This is a genomic window from Mycobacterium adipatum (assembly GCF_001644575.1).
Lineage (GTDB): Bacteria > Actinomycetota > Actinomycetes > Mycobacteriales > Mycobacteriaceae > Mycobacterium > Mycobacterium adipatum.
In genome coordinates, this window is sequence record NZ_CP015596.1 from 138,684 (window position 1) to 152,729 (window position 14,046).

The 14,046-nt window shown below is 65.8% G+C and carries 17 protein-coding genes; 10 read left to right on the top strand and 7 right to left on the bottom strand.

Features of this window, described 5'->3' with window-relative positions:
- Positions 1-172: 172 nt before the first annotated feature.
- Together A7U43_RS00680 and A7U43_RS00685 are read right to left on the bottom strand one after the other, a co-directional pair.
- Positions 173-865 carry a hypothetical protein gene (locus tag A7U43_RS00680; protein WP_067989909.1) on the bottom strand — a complete coding sequence of 231 codons (693 nt, stop codon included), beginning with the start codon at positions 863-865 and terminating at the stop codon, positions 173-175.
- Between the two features lie 68 nt (positions 866-933).
- Complete coding sequence (locus tag A7U43_RS00685) at positions 934-1,536, bottom strand: TetR/AcrR family transcriptional regulator (RefSeq protein WP_067989912.1); 603 nt, start codon at positions 1,534-1,536, stop codon at positions 934-936.
- Between the two features lie 108 nt (positions 1,537-1,644).
- Between A7U43_RS00685 and A7U43_RS00690 the strand changes: the two genes are divergently transcribed.
- Positions 1,645-2,193: a type 1 glutamine amidotransferase domain-containing protein gene (locus A7U43_RS00690; protein WP_067989914.1), complete on the top strand. Its 549-nt coding sequence runs from the start codon at positions 1,645-1,647 to the stop codon at positions 2,191-2,193.
- Here the strand turns inward: A7U43_RS00690 and A7U43_RS00695 are convergent.
- The 3 genes from A7U43_RS00695 to A7U43_RS00705 all read right to left on the bottom strand — a co-directional run bounded on the left by A7U43_RS00695 (position 2,171) and on the right by A7U43_RS00705 (position 4,014).
- A complete protein-coding gene (locus tag A7U43_RS00695) occupies positions 2,171-2,785 on the bottom strand; it encodes a TenA family protein (RefSeq protein ID WP_067989916.1) in 615 nt (204 codons plus the stop codon). The two genes, A7U43_RS00690 and A7U43_RS00695, sit on opposite strands and share 23 nt — an antisense overlap.
- The gene (locus A7U43_RS00700; RefSeq protein WP_067989918.1) at positions 2,782-3,348 is read right to left on the bottom strand and encodes a thiaminase II/PqqC family protein; all 567 of its coding nucleotides are present in this window, start codon (positions 3,346-3,348) and stop codon (positions 2,782-2,784) included. Before A7U43_RS00700 ends, A7U43_RS00695 begins: the two co-directional genes overlap by 4 nt.
- Before the next feature lie 87 nt (positions 3,349-3,435).
- Complete coding sequence (locus tag A7U43_RS00705; RefSeq protein WP_068001650.1) at positions 3,436-4,014, bottom strand: TetR/AcrR family transcriptional regulator; 579 nt, start codon at positions 4,012-4,014, stop codon at positions 3,436-3,438.
- Between the two features lie 80 nt (positions 4,015-4,094).
- On the opposite strand from A7U43_RS00705, the gene A7U43_RS00710 reads away from it, so the two are divergent.
- The 5 genes from A7U43_RS00710 to A7U43_RS00730 all read left to right on the top strand — a co-directional run bounded on the left by A7U43_RS00710 (position 4,095) and on the right by A7U43_RS00730 (position 8,711).
- A complete protein-coding gene (locus A7U43_RS00710) occupies positions 4,095-4,925 on the top strand; it encodes a mycofactocin-coupled SDR family oxidoreductase (protein ID WP_067989922.1) in 831 nt (276 codons plus the stop codon).
- Entirely contained in the window at positions 4,922-5,725 is an 804-nt protein-coding gene (locus A7U43_RS00715) for a mycofactocin-coupled SDR family oxidoreductase (RefSeq protein ID WP_067989925.1), read from the top strand. Before A7U43_RS00710 ends, A7U43_RS00715 begins: the two co-directional genes overlap by 4 nt.
- An 82-nt stretch (positions 5,726-5,807) precedes the next feature.
- A complete protein-coding gene (locus tag A7U43_RS00720; RefSeq protein ID WP_231963752.1) occupies positions 5,808-6,548 on the top strand; it encodes a carboxymuconolactone decarboxylase family protein in 741 nt (246 codons plus the stop codon).
- Positions 6,545-7,987 (top strand): aldehyde dehydrogenase family protein, encoded by a 1,443-nt coding sequence (locus A7U43_RS00725; protein WP_067989930.1) that lies wholly within the window; start codon positions 6,545-6,547, stop codon positions 7,985-7,987. Before A7U43_RS00720 ends, A7U43_RS00725 begins: the two co-directional genes overlap by 4 nt.
- 97 nt (positions 7,988-8,084) lie before the next feature.
- Positions 8,085-8,711, top strand: coding sequence for a TetR/AcrR family transcriptional regulator (locus A7U43_RS00730; RefSeq protein ID WP_067989933.1), 627 nt, complete (start codon positions 8,085-8,087; stop codon positions 8,709-8,711).
- A gap of 38 nt (positions 8,712-8,749) precedes the next feature.
- Here A7U43_RS00730 and A7U43_RS00735 read toward each other — a convergent pair whose 3' ends face one another.
- Together A7U43_RS00735 and A7U43_RS00740 are read right to left on the bottom strand one after the other, a co-directional pair.
- On the bottom strand, positions 8,750-10,030 hold the full coding sequence (locus tag A7U43_RS00735) for a cytochrome P450 (protein ID WP_067989936.1): 1,281 nt from the start codon (positions 10,028-10,030) through the stop codon (positions 8,750-8,752).
- Entirely contained in the window at positions 10,027-10,251 is a 225-nt protein-coding gene (locus tag A7U43_RS00740) for a ferredoxin (protein WP_067989939.1), read from the bottom strand. The genes A7U43_RS00735 and A7U43_RS00740 overlap by 4 nt, the downstream gene beginning before the upstream one ends.
- Positions 10,252-10,460: 209 nt before the next feature.
- Here A7U43_RS00740 and A7U43_RS00745 point away from each other — a divergent pair, with 209 nt between their 5' ends.
- The 4 genes from A7U43_RS00745 to A7U43_RS00760 all read left to right on the top strand — a co-directional run bounded on the left by A7U43_RS00745 (position 10,461) and on the right by A7U43_RS00760 (position 14,013).
- Positions 10,461-11,303, top strand: coding sequence for a mycofactocin-coupled SDR family oxidoreductase (locus tag A7U43_RS00745; protein WP_067989942.1), 843 nt, complete (start codon positions 10,461-10,463; stop codon positions 11,301-11,303).
- 88 nt (positions 11,304-11,391) lie between these two features.
- Positions 11,392-11,991 carry an L-lysine exporter gene (gene lysE / locus A7U43_RS00750; RefSeq protein ID WP_067989944.1) on the top strand — a complete coding sequence of 200 codons (600 nt, stop codon included), beginning with the start codon at positions 11,392-11,394 and terminating at the stop codon, positions 11,989-11,991.
- Between the two features lie 60 nt (positions 11,992-12,051).
- Entirely contained in the window at positions 12,052-13,053 is a 1,002-nt protein-coding gene (locus A7U43_RS00755) for a TerC family protein (protein ID WP_067989947.1), read from the top strand.
- Positions 13,054-13,128: 75 nt separating this feature from the next.
- Positions 13,129-14,013 carry an IclR family transcriptional regulator gene (locus A7U43_RS00760; RefSeq protein ID WP_067989950.1) on the top strand — a complete coding sequence of 295 codons (885 nt, stop codon included), beginning with the start codon at positions 13,129-13,131 and terminating at the stop codon, positions 14,011-14,013.
- The last annotated feature ends 33 nt before the right edge of the window (positions 14,014-14,046 follow it).

Below are 14,046 nucleotides of genomic sequence, written 5' to 3' on the forward strand. Positions count from 1 at the left end.
TCCACGGTGGAATCTCCTTGTCGAGGTGGCCACAACGGCGAAAGCGCCCGCACAGGAGCCCGTTTGACGCGGACAACGGCGCACCGTTCGGCTCATGATGCTCTGTTTCTATCGGAGTTACTGACTTGAGTCAATAGAATGACCGCGCGTCGCCTGACGAGATCGGGCAAGGTCAATCGGTGAAGATCTCGCGATTGACGGTGTGTAGATAGGGAATCGCCAGGAACGGGGTGATGTAGAAGATGTCGTAGAGCCACCAACCCACGACGGGGAAGATGGTTCCCGCGAACCGGACATCGGCGAACATCGTCATGTTGAAGACGTACAGCACCCAGATCAGCACACCCATCCAGCAGGTGACGATCATCCACTGCTGACCCCAGCGCTTCATCTGCAGGAAGCCGATCGCGGCGGCGATCCGCATGGTGAATACCGTGAGGATCATTCCCACTTCCATGGCTTTTTCGCCCGGTCCCGCCGCACCACCGATCCAGAGTTCGTTGAAATGCCAGAAGTATCCGGCGTCGAACATGTGACCCCAGCCGTTGAGCAACACCCGCGCCAACAGGGTGTGGCTGCCGATCAGGTCCAGCGCCCATCCGACGGTGTTGATGGCCGCGTCGATGATGACCAGGTACCCGATCAGGGTGACGATCATCGGGCGCACCGACAATCCGTTGAGGTGCGCGCGACGCAGCAGCCACACCCCGCGCAGGAACAGCGGGAGGCCGAAAATTCCCAGTGCCGCAGTGCCGATCAGGATGCTACCGCTGATCAACCACTTGTCCGCCTGGCGTTGAGCCAGCCGCGACTGCTCGGCGTGTTCGTCGAAGGACAGGGTCGCCGAGGAGGCGGGCGTACGCATGGTGACTGACTCTAGTCATTCAAATCGCCCGCCGACAAGACCCCTGCCGCTGAGAGACCGTCGCGCGCTCAGCCCGCAACGACGACGCTGCGCATGGTGCGCTTGACCAGATCCTCGAGCAGGTCGCGTCGCATCGGGTCATTGGTGGTGATCGCCAGCGCGTAGAGGCACAACAGGAAGAACACCGCACTGTTCATCGGCTGAACATCGGGATCCACTTCGCCTTTGGACCTCGCCTGCTCGATGCGCTGAGCCAACAAGAGCACCAGCGAGTGATCGCCGCCGTCCTCCGATTCCGGACGGGTCTGCGAGAAATGCAGCGCCAGAAAGTCTTTGAAGAGAAGGTCACCGAGCCGGCGCTCCAGTCCCAGAACCAGACGGACCGCTTCGGTCAGTGCCGATTCCAGATCGTGTCCTTTGTCGAGATAGCGGCCGAACTGCTTGGCCATCCGGTCTTCTTCACGCTTCTCCAGCTCGAGGAGAACGTGCTCCTTGGTGGGGAAATGAAAGAAGAAGGTGCCGTGCGCGACACCGGCCGCGGCCACGATCGCTGCGACGTCGGCCTCGGCCATCCCGGAGCGCTTGAACTCGGCCACCGCGGCACCCATCAGGCGCTCCCGCGTCTGCAGGCGCTTCGTCTCGCGCGCAGACAGGCCATTCGCCACCGCCATACCCGCTCCGTTTCTGTCCACGCCCCGGTTCGCTTCGACCCTATCGCCTCGGCGCCGCACGGTCGGCGCGATGTTTCGCTGACCCGCGGTCGCGGGAATCCCCCCTCGATGACTGACAACACCCTCACCTCGCGGAAGATCGCCATCCTGGCCACCGACGGGGTCGAACGCGCGGAGCTCGCGGAGCCGCGCCGGGCGATCGACGAGGCCGGCGGAACCACCGAACTGCTGTCCTTGCAGACCGGCGAGATCAGCGCGCGCGAGCACGACCTGGAACCGGCCGGCAGCTTCACTGTGCAACGGCTGGTCAAAGACGCGACGGTCGACGAGTTCGACGCACTCATCGTCCCCGGCGGCACCGTCAACGCGGACAAGCTGCGCTCCGATGGCGATGCCGTCGGCTTCGTCCGCGAGTTCGTCAACTCCGGGCGCCCGGTGGCGGTCATCTGCCACGGTCCCTGGACGCTGGTCGAGGCGGGTGTGGCGAAGGGGCGGACGCTGACGTCCTACCCGAGTCTGCGCACCGACCTCCGCAACGCCGGAGCCACCGTCGTCGACGAGGAGGTCGTGGTGGACGGCAACCTCATCACCAGCCGTAACCCCGATGATCTACCGGCGTTCAACGCCGCGATCATCACGGCGTTAGCGCGGCAGTGAAGAAGGCCAACTCCAGACGCATCGCCCGACGGTAGGCGTCCCGGACGGCCGGGCTGTCCTCCCCGTGTCGGTCGAGCAGCCGTTCCAACAGCGCGGCGACCTCCTCGAATCCGGGGTCGGCGTAGGTCTGTACCCATTGGGCGTACGGACCGGCGCTCGCTTCGTCCAATGTCGAGCCGATATGCGCGTAGAGGCGCATGCACGGGGTCATCGCCGCACACACCACCCCCAGCCCGCCGGTGGCCGCCGTGGCGAGCAGGAACTCGGTGTAGGCCAGTGTCGCCGCGGCCGGTTTCACACCGGCCATATCGATGCCCCAGGAGGCGGCGTATCCCGCGTGCAGTCCCAGCTCCTCACGCACACCCGCCAGCAGATCGGCGAAGGCCAGCAGGGTGGCGGTGTCGTCACTGCGCGCCAGCGCCAAAGCGTATGCACGGGCGAAGGATTCGAGGAAAAAGGCGTCCTGGGCGAGGTAGCCGGCGAACAGCTCCCGCTCCAGGGTTCCGTCCCCGATGCCGCGGACGAAAGGGTTGGCCAGGACGTCGGCGACGAGATCGGCGTTCTCCGACCACAGTTGAGCGGACAGCGTCATGCCCGAGCCTCGGTGGCCATGTTCCAGAAGTCCACTTCCAGACGCAGCACCTCATCGACCAGTCCCTGATGGGCGTCCGGGGCGGCGAGGGCCTCGAGGGCGTCCACGTAGGCCGCGAAGTCCGGAACCGTCCAGTGCTCGATGAACTCGCCGAACGGCGAGGTCGGTGAGATCGCCGAGGTCCAGCCGAGCAGATAGACCCGCTCGATGACCCACAGCGCGGTGACCGCGGCCGGGTAGGGCTCACCGTCGAGGCGTTGCAGCAGTTGGCGGTATCGCAGCGTGGTCGGCAGCGCCGGGACGTCGAGATCGATGCCACGTCGGGCGGCCTGCTCTTCGAACCAGTCCAGTTCGGCGACCAGTGCGGCGCACCCGCCGACGATGGCGCCCTGGGCGTGGCGCGGCGCGCGGGCCAGCAGCCGGGACTGGAAGATCAACAGGTCGGCGACGAACAGCGCATCTTGGCACAACCATCGATCGAAGGCTTCGTCGGTGATGGTGCCGTCGCGCACCGCGTCGAGAAATGGGTGCTGGGTGGCAGCCGTCCAGAGGTCATCGGGCACACGCGCAAGGGTATCGGCGGGCGGGAGCGCAGCGACCCAGGGGATCGGTTCAGCCCAGCATGGGCCGCTGGGCTGAGGCACACCGCGTCACTCGACCCGTCCGCCCTGTTTGGTCGACTCGTAGCCGGCGGTGAGCCAGTACACCGCACGGTCCAGTGTCGGCAGGATGTCGGTGGTTTCGATCTCACCGGCCACGAATCGGCCCAGTAGGCCGTAGACCACGCTGGAGAGCACATCGTTGAGATCGGCGACGAAGTCCTCGTCGACGTCGGCCATCAACTCCAGACCGGCCGGAGCCACGATATTGAGGCCCCGGTGCAGCAGACGCTGGCCCCGCGGCGAGGATCGGGCCCGGAAGTAGGCCGTCAACATGCCGGGGTGTTTCTCCCAGGGCTCGAAGATGGTCCTGAAGAGGTCCATCAACGCTTCGTGCAGCGACTGTCCCTGCGCCCGCCGATGTGCCCTGACCTCGGAGTAGCGATGCTCATCCAGCCATGCCTCCAGCCCGGCCAGGATCAGGTCTTCGCGGGTCGCGTAGCGCTTGTAGATGGTGGCCAGCGATGATTGCGCGCGCCGAGCGACCTCGCGCAACTGGACCGCGTCATAGCCTTCGGTTTCCAGGATCTCCACGACGACGGCGAGCAGCCGGTCATCGATCTCCGCCATCGCCACCCCTTGCCGGTCCACAGTAACTCGGTTACCGTACCGGATGTAACACGGTTACTCACGCAGTGAAGCGAGGATTCATGGGCTCATTGGACGGCAAGGTCGCCTTCATCACCGGCGTGGCACGCGGCCAGGGGCGAAGCCACGCACTACGACTGGCCGGCGAGGGCGCCGACATCATCGGTATCGACATCTGCGCCGACATCCCGGCCAACGGATATCCGATGGCCAGCCGCGACGAACTGAACGAGACGATCGCACTGGTGGAAGCCGCCGGCGCCACGATGCTCGGCACCGTGGCCGATGTGCGGGACTTCCAGGCGGTGCGAGCGGCCGTCGACGACGGCGTGGCGCGATTCGGCCGACTCGACATCGTCTGCGCCAACGCGGGTATCGCCCCGACAGCCTTCCGCGAGACAAGCATCGAAGAGGACCTCGCCATGTGGTCGGCGGCGATCGATGTCAACCTCGTCGGCTCCTTCCACACCGCCAAGGCCGCCATCGGGCACCTGATCGCCGGTGAGCGCGGCGGCGCGATCGTGTTCACCAGCTCCACCGCCGGACTGAAGGGCTTCGGTGGATCCCAGGGCGGCGGCCTGGGCTACGCGGCTTCCAAGCACGGTGTTGTCGGCCTGATGCGGACTTTGGCCAACGCGCTTGCGCCGTACAGCATCCGGGTCAACACCGTACATCCCACCGCGGTCAACACCATGATGGCGGTGAACCCGGCGATGACGGCCTTCCTGGAGAACTACCCCGACGGCGGACCCCACTTGCAGAACCCGATGCCGGTCTCCCTGCTGGAGCCCGAGGACATCAGCGCCGCGGTGCAGTACCTGGTCTCCGACGCAGCCAAATACGTCACCGGGGTCACGTTCCCGGTCGACGCCGGCTTCTGCAACAAGCTATGAGCGGCCGGATCGCGGGCAAACGCGTACTCATCACCGGCGCGGCCCGCGGAATGGGTCGCAGCCATGCGGTGCGGTTGGCGCAGGAGGGCGCCGATCTGATCCTGATCGACATCTGCACCTCGCTGCCCGAGCTGGAGTACCCGCTGTCCACCGCAGCTGATCTGACTGAAACCGCGCGTCTGGTCACCGAACTCGGCCGCCGGGTGATCACCCACATTGTCGATGTCCGCGATGCGGAAGCCCTCGCGGCCGCGGTCGATGCCGGGGTGGCCGAACTCGGCGGCCTGGACGCATCGGTGGCCAATGCCGGGGTCCTCACCGCGGGCACCTGGGATACCACCACATCCGCTCAGTGGCGCACCGTGGTGGACGTCAATCTGATCGGCGTCTGGAACACGTGTGCCGCCGCCCTGCCGCACCTGGTCGACCGTGGTGGCAGCCTGATCAACATCAGCTCGGCGGCGGGCATCAAGGGCAGCCCGCTGCACACCCCCTACACCGCCGCCAAGCACGGCGTCGTCGGCATGAGCAAGGCGCTGGCCAATGAGCTTGCGGCGGTCAATGTCCGGGTCAACACCGTCCATCCGACCGGCGTCGAGACCGGCATGCAACCGGCGTCGCTGCACACCCTGCTGGTGGAGACGCGAGCCGACCTGGGGCCGATCTTCCAGAACGCGCTGCCCATCGTGATGGCCGAGGCCATCGATATCAGCAATGCGGTGTTGTTCCTGGTCTCCGACGAAGCGCGGTACGTGACCGGGCTGGAATTCAAGGTCGATGCCGGAGTCACCATCAGATGACCGGCCGCTCGGAAGGAAAACGCTTGTGACGCTGACCGATACCGACCGCCTGGAACGCGGCCGGCAGGCATTCGCCGAGGTGATGACTACTCCGGCGCCGGAGGACACGGACCCCACCACCACCAGCATGCTCGACTTCGTGTTCGCCGAGGTCTGGAAGCGGCCGGGTCTGAGCCGCCGAGACCGCAGATTCGTCACGCTGGCGTGTGTGGCCGACGCCGACGCCGAGGCCCCGCTGCGCGATCACGTGTACGCCGCACTGAACAGCGGGGACGTGAGCATCGTCGAAATGCAGGAGGCTGTACTGCATTTCGCGGTGTACGCCGGGTGGCCGAAAGCCTCCCGCTTCAACATCATCGTCGACGAACAATGGGCCCGCATTCACCGCGAGCGCGGTGAGCAAGTCCCACCCCCGCAACCGTTGCTGCCGCTGCCCACGCCCAGTGATCCGGAGACCCGCCTGGCTCTGGGAGCGCGGTCTTTCAAGGACATCAACTGCCTGGAGTTCGCACCGAATCGGGACAACCCGTTCCAGGGCGCCGGGATCCTGAACTTCGTGTTCGGCGAGATGTGGTTGCGACCCGGACTCGGCATGAAGGAACGCCGCCTCATCACCGTCGCGTGCGTGGCGTTTCAGGACGCCCCCTACCCCATCGTCAGCCACGTCTACGCAGCGCTGAAGAGCCGTGAGGTGTCCTTCGACGAGATGGACGAGTTGGCATTGCACTTCGCGGCCTACTACGGATGGCCGAAGGGCTCGCACCTCAATCAGGTGATCGGTGAACAGAAACAACGGGTCGCCCACGAGTGGGGAGCGCAATGACCGGTGCACCAGTCGGACTGTTGATCGGCGGGGACCGGATCACCTCGACCGGGCACACGCACGAGCACATCTTTCCGGCAACCGGACTCCCGAATGCGACCGTCGCGATGGCCGGTGCCGCCGACGTCGACCGCGCCGTCGACGCCGCACGCGCAGCCCAACGCGAGTGGATGGCGCAGACAGTCGATATGCGTCGCGACCGACTGATCGACCTCGCCGACGCCGTCCACCAACACCTGGACGAACTTGCCACGCTGAACGTGCAGGACTACGCGGTACCGATATCGTTCGCCGGAACCGCGCACATGCTTGAGGGCTTCCTGCGCCATTTCGCCGGCTACGCCGACAAGATCGCCGGGTCGAGCACCCCGGTAAGTGGATCGTTCGACGTCAACCTCGTCGAGCGGGAACCCTACGGTGTAGTCGGGGTAATCGCCCCGTGGAACGGCGCACTGGCGGTCGCCGGTTCCTGTGTCGCACCGGCGCTTGCCGCCGGGAACGCCGTTATCTTCAAGCCCTCCGAGCTGGCGCCCCTGGCCGCCCTGCGCTTCGGCGAGTTGTGTCTGGAAGCCGGACTGCCTCCCGGTCTGGTGAACATCCTGCCCGCCGGCGCTGAGGGGGGTGACGCCCTCGTGCGGCATCCGGGAATTCGCAAGGTCCACTTCACCGGTGGCGGAACCACCGCGCGCGCTGTGATCCGCGCGGCGGCCGAGAACCTGACACCGGTGGTCGCCGAACTGGGCGGGAAGTCGGGCAACATCATCTTCGACGATGCGGACCTGGACCGCGCGGCGATGCTGTCGGCGCATCAAGGGCCGCTGATGCAATCGGGCCAGAGCTGCGCGTGCGCAAGTCGGTTGCTCGTACATGCATCGGTCTATGACACGTTCGTCGAGAAGTTCCTCGCAGTGCTCGACTCCGCCCCGGCCGGCGACCCGTTCGACCCGTTGGTCAGGTTCGGACCGGTCATCTCCGAGAGCGCCCTCACCCGCATTCTCGACACCGTGGATCTTGCGGTGAGCGCCGGTGCCGGTGAGCTCCTCACCGGCGGCAAGAGGATGGGGGGTCCACTGGCGCAAGGCTTCTACATCGAACCCACGGTGTTCGCGGATGTGGACAACTCGTCACCGCTGGCGCAGACCGAGACCTTCGGCCCGGTCGTCTCGATCAGCAGGTTCACCGATGACGACCAGGCCGTGCGAACCGCCAACGACACGCGCTACGGATTGAACGCGTTCGTCCACACCCGAGACCTGCGGCGCGCGCACCGGGTGTCTCGGGCACTGGAATCCGGCTCGGTATGGATCAATTCGACCAGTAGGATCTCGCCGCAGGGCCCGTACGGCGGATACAAGCAGAGTGGCTTCGGGCGCACCGGCGGATGGGAAGGCCTGCTGGAATTCCTGCAGACCAAGACCATCCGCATCGGTCTCGACTGAGCGGCGCGACCAAGGACTGATCGATCGACCGACCGCACTGTTAGAATGCGCCATGCCCTATATGGTGCACCGCAACCCGCTGGCGCGGGGCAACTGAGTGGCAGCCGCCCGCACACCGAAGTCACCCGACACGGGCGCCCGGTTCCGGCTCATCGAGGCCACTGCGAAGCTCATGCGGGACGAGGGTTACGCGGCCGCCACGTCACGTCGGGTGGCCGCGGAAGCAGGTGTCAAGCAGGCGCTCGTCTACTACTACTTCCCCACCATGGACGACCTGTTCGTCGAGGTGCTGCGCGCCGGTGCCGATGCCTCGCTCGAGCGGATGCGTGCCGCACTGACCGACGCGGACCCGCTGCGGGCGCTGTGGGAGATGAACAGCGACTCCCGGCTGACCGGCCTCAACACCGAATTCATGGCACTTGCCAACCATCGCAAGACAATCCGTACTGAGCTTCGCGCGTACGCGGAACGCGTCCGCGATATCGAGACCGCTGCCGTCACCGTCGCGTTGCGTGCCGGCGGCGTGGACCTCGACATGTTCCCGCCGGTGGCGGTGTCCATGCTCATCGCCCAGATCGCACGCAGCCTGTGCAACGAGGAGGCGGTCGGCGTCACGCTCGGTCATCGCGAGATGCGCGCCTTCGTCGATGCCCAACTCGCCATGCTCGCCCGGGCATCGGGAGGCGCCTCCTCGGACGGTGCGCAACACGCCGACAGCGGGTAACTACTGGCTCGCGCCCCGGTGTGTACGCAACGCGCCCCTCATGCCGACCGGGTGTACTCGATGCGCAGTTGCGTCAACCCGCGCAGCAGGAACGTGGGCTCATAGGTGTAGCTGCGGTGCCCGGCCGGTCCGTGCACCGACTCGTCGATCCGAATGTCGCTCATGCGTTCAAGCATGCGGCGCACGGTGATCTGCCCTTCGACACGGGCCAGCGGCGCCCCGGCACAGGTGTGGATGCCGCGCCCGAACGCGATGTGCTCACGCACGTTCTTGCGGTCGGGCCGGAACTCATGTGGATCCTCGAACTTGAGCGGATCCCGGTTCGCGGCCCCCAGGCAGAGCATGACGATCGTGCCTGCCGGCAGGTGCACGCCGCCGAGTGTGGTGGTCCTGCGCACGAGCCGGAAGTCGATCTTCGTCGGGGAGTGCATCCGCAGGGCCTCCTCGATGAAGGTCGGAATGCGCCCCGGATTGTCACGGAGCATCTGCTGATATTCCGGTCGGTCGCCGAGCGTTTGCACCGCGGCGCTGAGCAACTTGGTGACGGTCTCCTGTCCGGCGGCGAACAGGAAGGTGGCCGGCTTTGCCACCTCGATCAGTTCCGGCGTCGATCCGTCCGGGTACACCGCGGTCGCCATGCCGGACAGCACATCGTCTTGGGGGGCCCGGCGCCGTTCGGCGAGGTACCCGACGAACTTGTCGTCAAGGTACTGCAGCGGGTCCAGACCCACCGGCTCGCCGTCGAGGGCGCCCACCCGATTGCCTTCCGGGCGTTCGGCTCCCAGCGCGGCCAGGAACTCCGGGCGGTCCCCGACAGGGACCCCGAGCAGGTCGATGATCGCCGAGGTGGCGAACGGCTTGGCGTACTCGGTCAGGAACTCACAACGTCCCTTGTCGATGATGGCGTCGATGGAGCTGTCCACCAGCTTCCACATGTATTCTTCGTTCTCCTTGAGCCGCCGCGGCGTGAGCAGCTTGCTCAGCAGCGAACGCGCCTTGTCATGGGCGGGCGGATCCATCACCACCATGTGCTCGTAAATCGGGAACAGGTGCCGGTGCGCCTCGATCTGGGCACTGATGTCATCGCCTTCGGGCGTGAACGGCAACGGTGGGAACGGCCCGCCGATGGCATTGACGGCGGAGAACGACTGATGGTCCTTGAAGGCGGCCATCACCTCCTGGTAGCCGGTGACGGCGACGACACCGTAGTGCGGCTCCCGGGTCACCGGTCCCTGCTGCCGCAGGTAATCCCAGTATTCGTAGGGATCCTGGCTCACGGCCGGATCGGAGAAGAAGTCCACGGCGGCGAGATCGGTCATGGGGCGGGTTGTCCTTTCGGGTCATCGGTGAGGCTGATCGCCCCGCGTGGGCAGGCGTCGATGGCGGCGCTGACCTGGGCCAGAAGTTCCTCGGCGGGCTCGGCGACGCATTCGGCGACGTCATCGCCGGACAGACCGAAGACCTCGGGCGCGGTGTCCAGGCACAGCGCATGCCCCTCGCACAGCCGCGGATCGACCCACAGTCGCTTGCGCGCGGTCATGTTCCGAAAGCTCGCTGCACCAGGATCCACCTAACTTGATCGATCGACCAAACACACGGACTGGCCACACCTAATCACGGTGCGCAAGGTTCGTCAATGACCCATGGGCTCCGCGCATCGCCAGGCTGTTGACAGTCCCATCGATCGGTGCCAGGCTCCCTGATCGATCGACAAACCAATTCGGTCGATGGAACAGAATCGAGGGCCACATGGGTACAGGGCGGGTCGAGGGCAAGGTCGCTTTCGTCACAGGCGCGGCACGCGGGCAGGGGCGCAGCCACGCGGTCCGGCTGGCCGAGGAAGGCGCCGACATCATCGCGGTCGACATCTGCGCCCCGATCAGCGAGGACGCCCAGATCGCACCGTCCACGCCCGACGATCTGGCGCAGACCGCCGAGCTGGTCAAGGCCCTGAACCGGCGCATCGTCACCACCGAGGTCGACGTGCGGGACTACCAGGCCCTCAAGGCGGCCGTGGACAGCGGCGTGGAACAGCTCGGACGTCTCGACATCATCGTTGCCAACGCCGGTATCGGCAACGGCGGCCAAACGTTGGACAAGACCAGCGAGGCCGATTGGGACGAGATGATCGACATCAACCTCACGGGTGTCTGGAAGTCGGTCAAAGCCGCTGTCCCCCACATGCTCTCCGGCGGCAACGGTGGATCGATCGTGCTCACCAGCTCGGTCGGCGGCCTCAAGGCCTACCCTCACACCGGTCACTACATCGCCGCCAAGCACGGTGTCATCGGTCTCATGCGCACCTTCGCAGTGGAACTGGGCCAGCATGGCATCCGGGTCAATGCCGTCTGCCCCACCAACGTGAACACGCCGATGTTCATGAACGAGGGCACCATGCGGCTGTTCCGCCCAGACCTGGAGAACCCCGGACCGGACGATATGGCCGTCGTCGCCCAGATGATGCACGTGCTGCCGATCGGCTGGGTGGAACCCGTCGACATCAGCAACGCCGTGCTGTTCCTGGCTTCCGACGAATCACGTTACGTCACAGGCCTTCCCGTGACGGTAGATGCCGGCAGCATGCTCAAGTAGCCCGGGCCTGCGCATGACATTAATTGCGCTAATGACAAGTAAGAATCATTAGCTGTACTTGACTGCCGCGTCGACCTAGCGTGATCGCATGGCTTCACCCGTCCTCGTCGGATTCCTCACCACCATGGCGTTGATCGCCGCCATCGGCGCACAGAATGCCTTCGTCCTGCGTCAGGGCATCCGCGGCGAGCATGTGATCCCGGTGATCGCGTTGTGCACGGTGTCGGACCTGATCCTCATCGCCGCCGGCATCGCCGGGGTGGGGGCGCTTGTCACCACACACCCCACCGCGGTGACGGTGGCGAAGATCGGTGGCGCAGCCTTCTTGATCGGCTACGGCGCGCTGGCCGCCCGGCGCGCACTGCGACCCGGGGCGCTCAACCCATCGGAAGAGACACCGGCCCGGCTGGTCGAGGTGCTGCTCACCGCCGCGGCACTGACCTGGCTGAACCCGCATGTCTACCTCGACACCGTCGTCCTGCTCGGATCGTTGGCCAACGAGCATCGGGAGCAGCGTTGGCTCTTCGGCGCCGGGGCGGTCGCAGCGAGCGCCCTGTGGTTCACCGGTCTGGGACTCGGTGCCCGACGACTGGCCGGCCTGTTCGCCAAACCGTCCACGTGGCGCGTCCTGGACGGGGTGATCGCCGCCGTGATGGTGGCGCTCGGTGTCTGGATGGCGGTCTCGTGAGGACGACGCCCCCCAAAAATTCTTAGCAGAGCGAACATTCTGTGTCGCTACCCTGATGCCATGCTCGAGATAAGTGCCGTGACGTGGGGAGTAACGATCGCCGTGATCGTCGGCCTCTTGGCCGTCGACCTCATCCTGGCGGCGGTCCGCCCGCACCGGGTGGGTTTCCGCGAGGCCACCGCGTGGTCGGTGTTCTACATCCTGGTGGCCATCGCGTTCGGTGTGTGGTTCGCGGTGACCTACGGCGGGGACTTCGGCACGCAGTACTTCGCCGGCTACATCGTCGAGAAGAGCCTGTCGGTCGACAACCTGTTCGTCTTCGTGATCATCATGACGACATTCGCGGTACCCGAACAGCACCAGCACAAGGTGCTGACGTTCGGCATCATTCTGGCGCTGATCATGCGCGCCATCTTCATCGCGCTCGGCGCCACCCTGCTGGCGTTGTTCTCGTTCATGTTCCTGATCTTCGGACTGCTGTTGATCTACACCGCGATACAGCTCTTCCGGCACCGCAACGAAGATCCCGATGTCGAGAACAACATCATGATCCGGGCCACCCGCAAGATCCTGCCGATCAGCGATGACTACGACGGCGGCAAGCTGCTGACCCGCCGCGACGGTCGGCGGATGGCCACCCCGCTGCTGGCGGTGCTCATCGCCATCGGCAGCGTGGACCTGTTGTTCGCGCTCGATTCGATCCCGGCGGTCTTCGGGGTGACCAGCGAGCCCTATATCGTCTTCACCGCAAACGCTTTCGCACTGTTGGGACTGCGGGCGCTGTTCTTCCTGGTGAAGGGTTTGCTGGACCGGCTGGTGTATCTGTCGACCGGCCTGTCGATCATCCTTGCCTTCATCGGCGCGAAGCTGATCCTGCACTGGGGACACGTGGATATCGACCCCCGGATCCCGGAGATCAACACCTACCTCAGCTTGGTGGTGATCATCGGCATCCTGGTGATCGTCACCGTCGCCAGCCTGGCCAAGACCCGAAAGGATCCGTCGGCGAAGGCGCACGCCGGTTCGCTGCGCGCCTCCCGCAAGGATCCGCAGGAGGAGTGACTCTGCTGCGCCGCACCGCTTTCCGCCGCGGCGGTGGGTGATCCATGGCGGGATTAGTGCAAAGATCGCCTCGACATGGCCCGCAGATCCCCGCAGACCGAGCGTCTGGTCGAGATGCTCGAATACCTGGCTGCTGATCCGCAGCGGGAGTACCAACTCACCGAACTGGCAAGACTGGTCAACCTGGACCCCGCCACCTGCTATCCGATGCTGACCGAGCTGACGCGGGTGGGCTGGCTGGTCAAGGATCGGACCCGCAAGACCTACCGACTGGGCCCACGCCTGGTGTCCGTCGGCTCCGCGGCCCGGGCCTCACTGCAGATCGCCACCTACGCCCGCCCGGAGATGCTGAGCCTGAGCGCGGATACCGGCGTGCCGGCATGCCTGTTCATCCCGTCCTCGGAAGACCTCGTGATCGCGGATCTGACGTACCCGGACGGCAGCGACACCGGCCATCTGCCCTTGCAGGCTGGTGACCACATCGAGTTCGGGCCCCCACTCGGGGCGGTGCTCGCTGCGTGGGCGAACCAGTACACCGTCGACACCTGGCTGCGCCGGGTCGAGCCCGAGCCCGACGACCCGGTGCGGGTCTGGCAGATCCTGCGGCTGATCCGGACGCGCCGGTTCTCGGTGGAGTTGTCGCCGGCACCGCAGGCGCAGATGCAGCAGATGACGGATTTCGGGATCGGCGAGGTGCACGGCTCTCGGCGGACCGAACGGATGATCGGTGGGCAGCGGCCCGTCATGACACCCGAACTGATGCTCGGGGACATCGATGAGACGGCGACTTACGTGCCGCTGTCGGTCAGCGCGGCCTGCTTCGATCCCGGCGGCAACCCGGTCGCCGCGCTGTCTGTGCTGACGATGGCCGAGCCCAGGAAGGGCCGGGAGCTGCTCGTACTCGGAGCCAGTGTCCGCGCGGCCGCGGACGCCATCACCGAACGCCTCGGCGCACCCTGACACCTGCATGTTTTGCACTATGCAAAAGCTTGC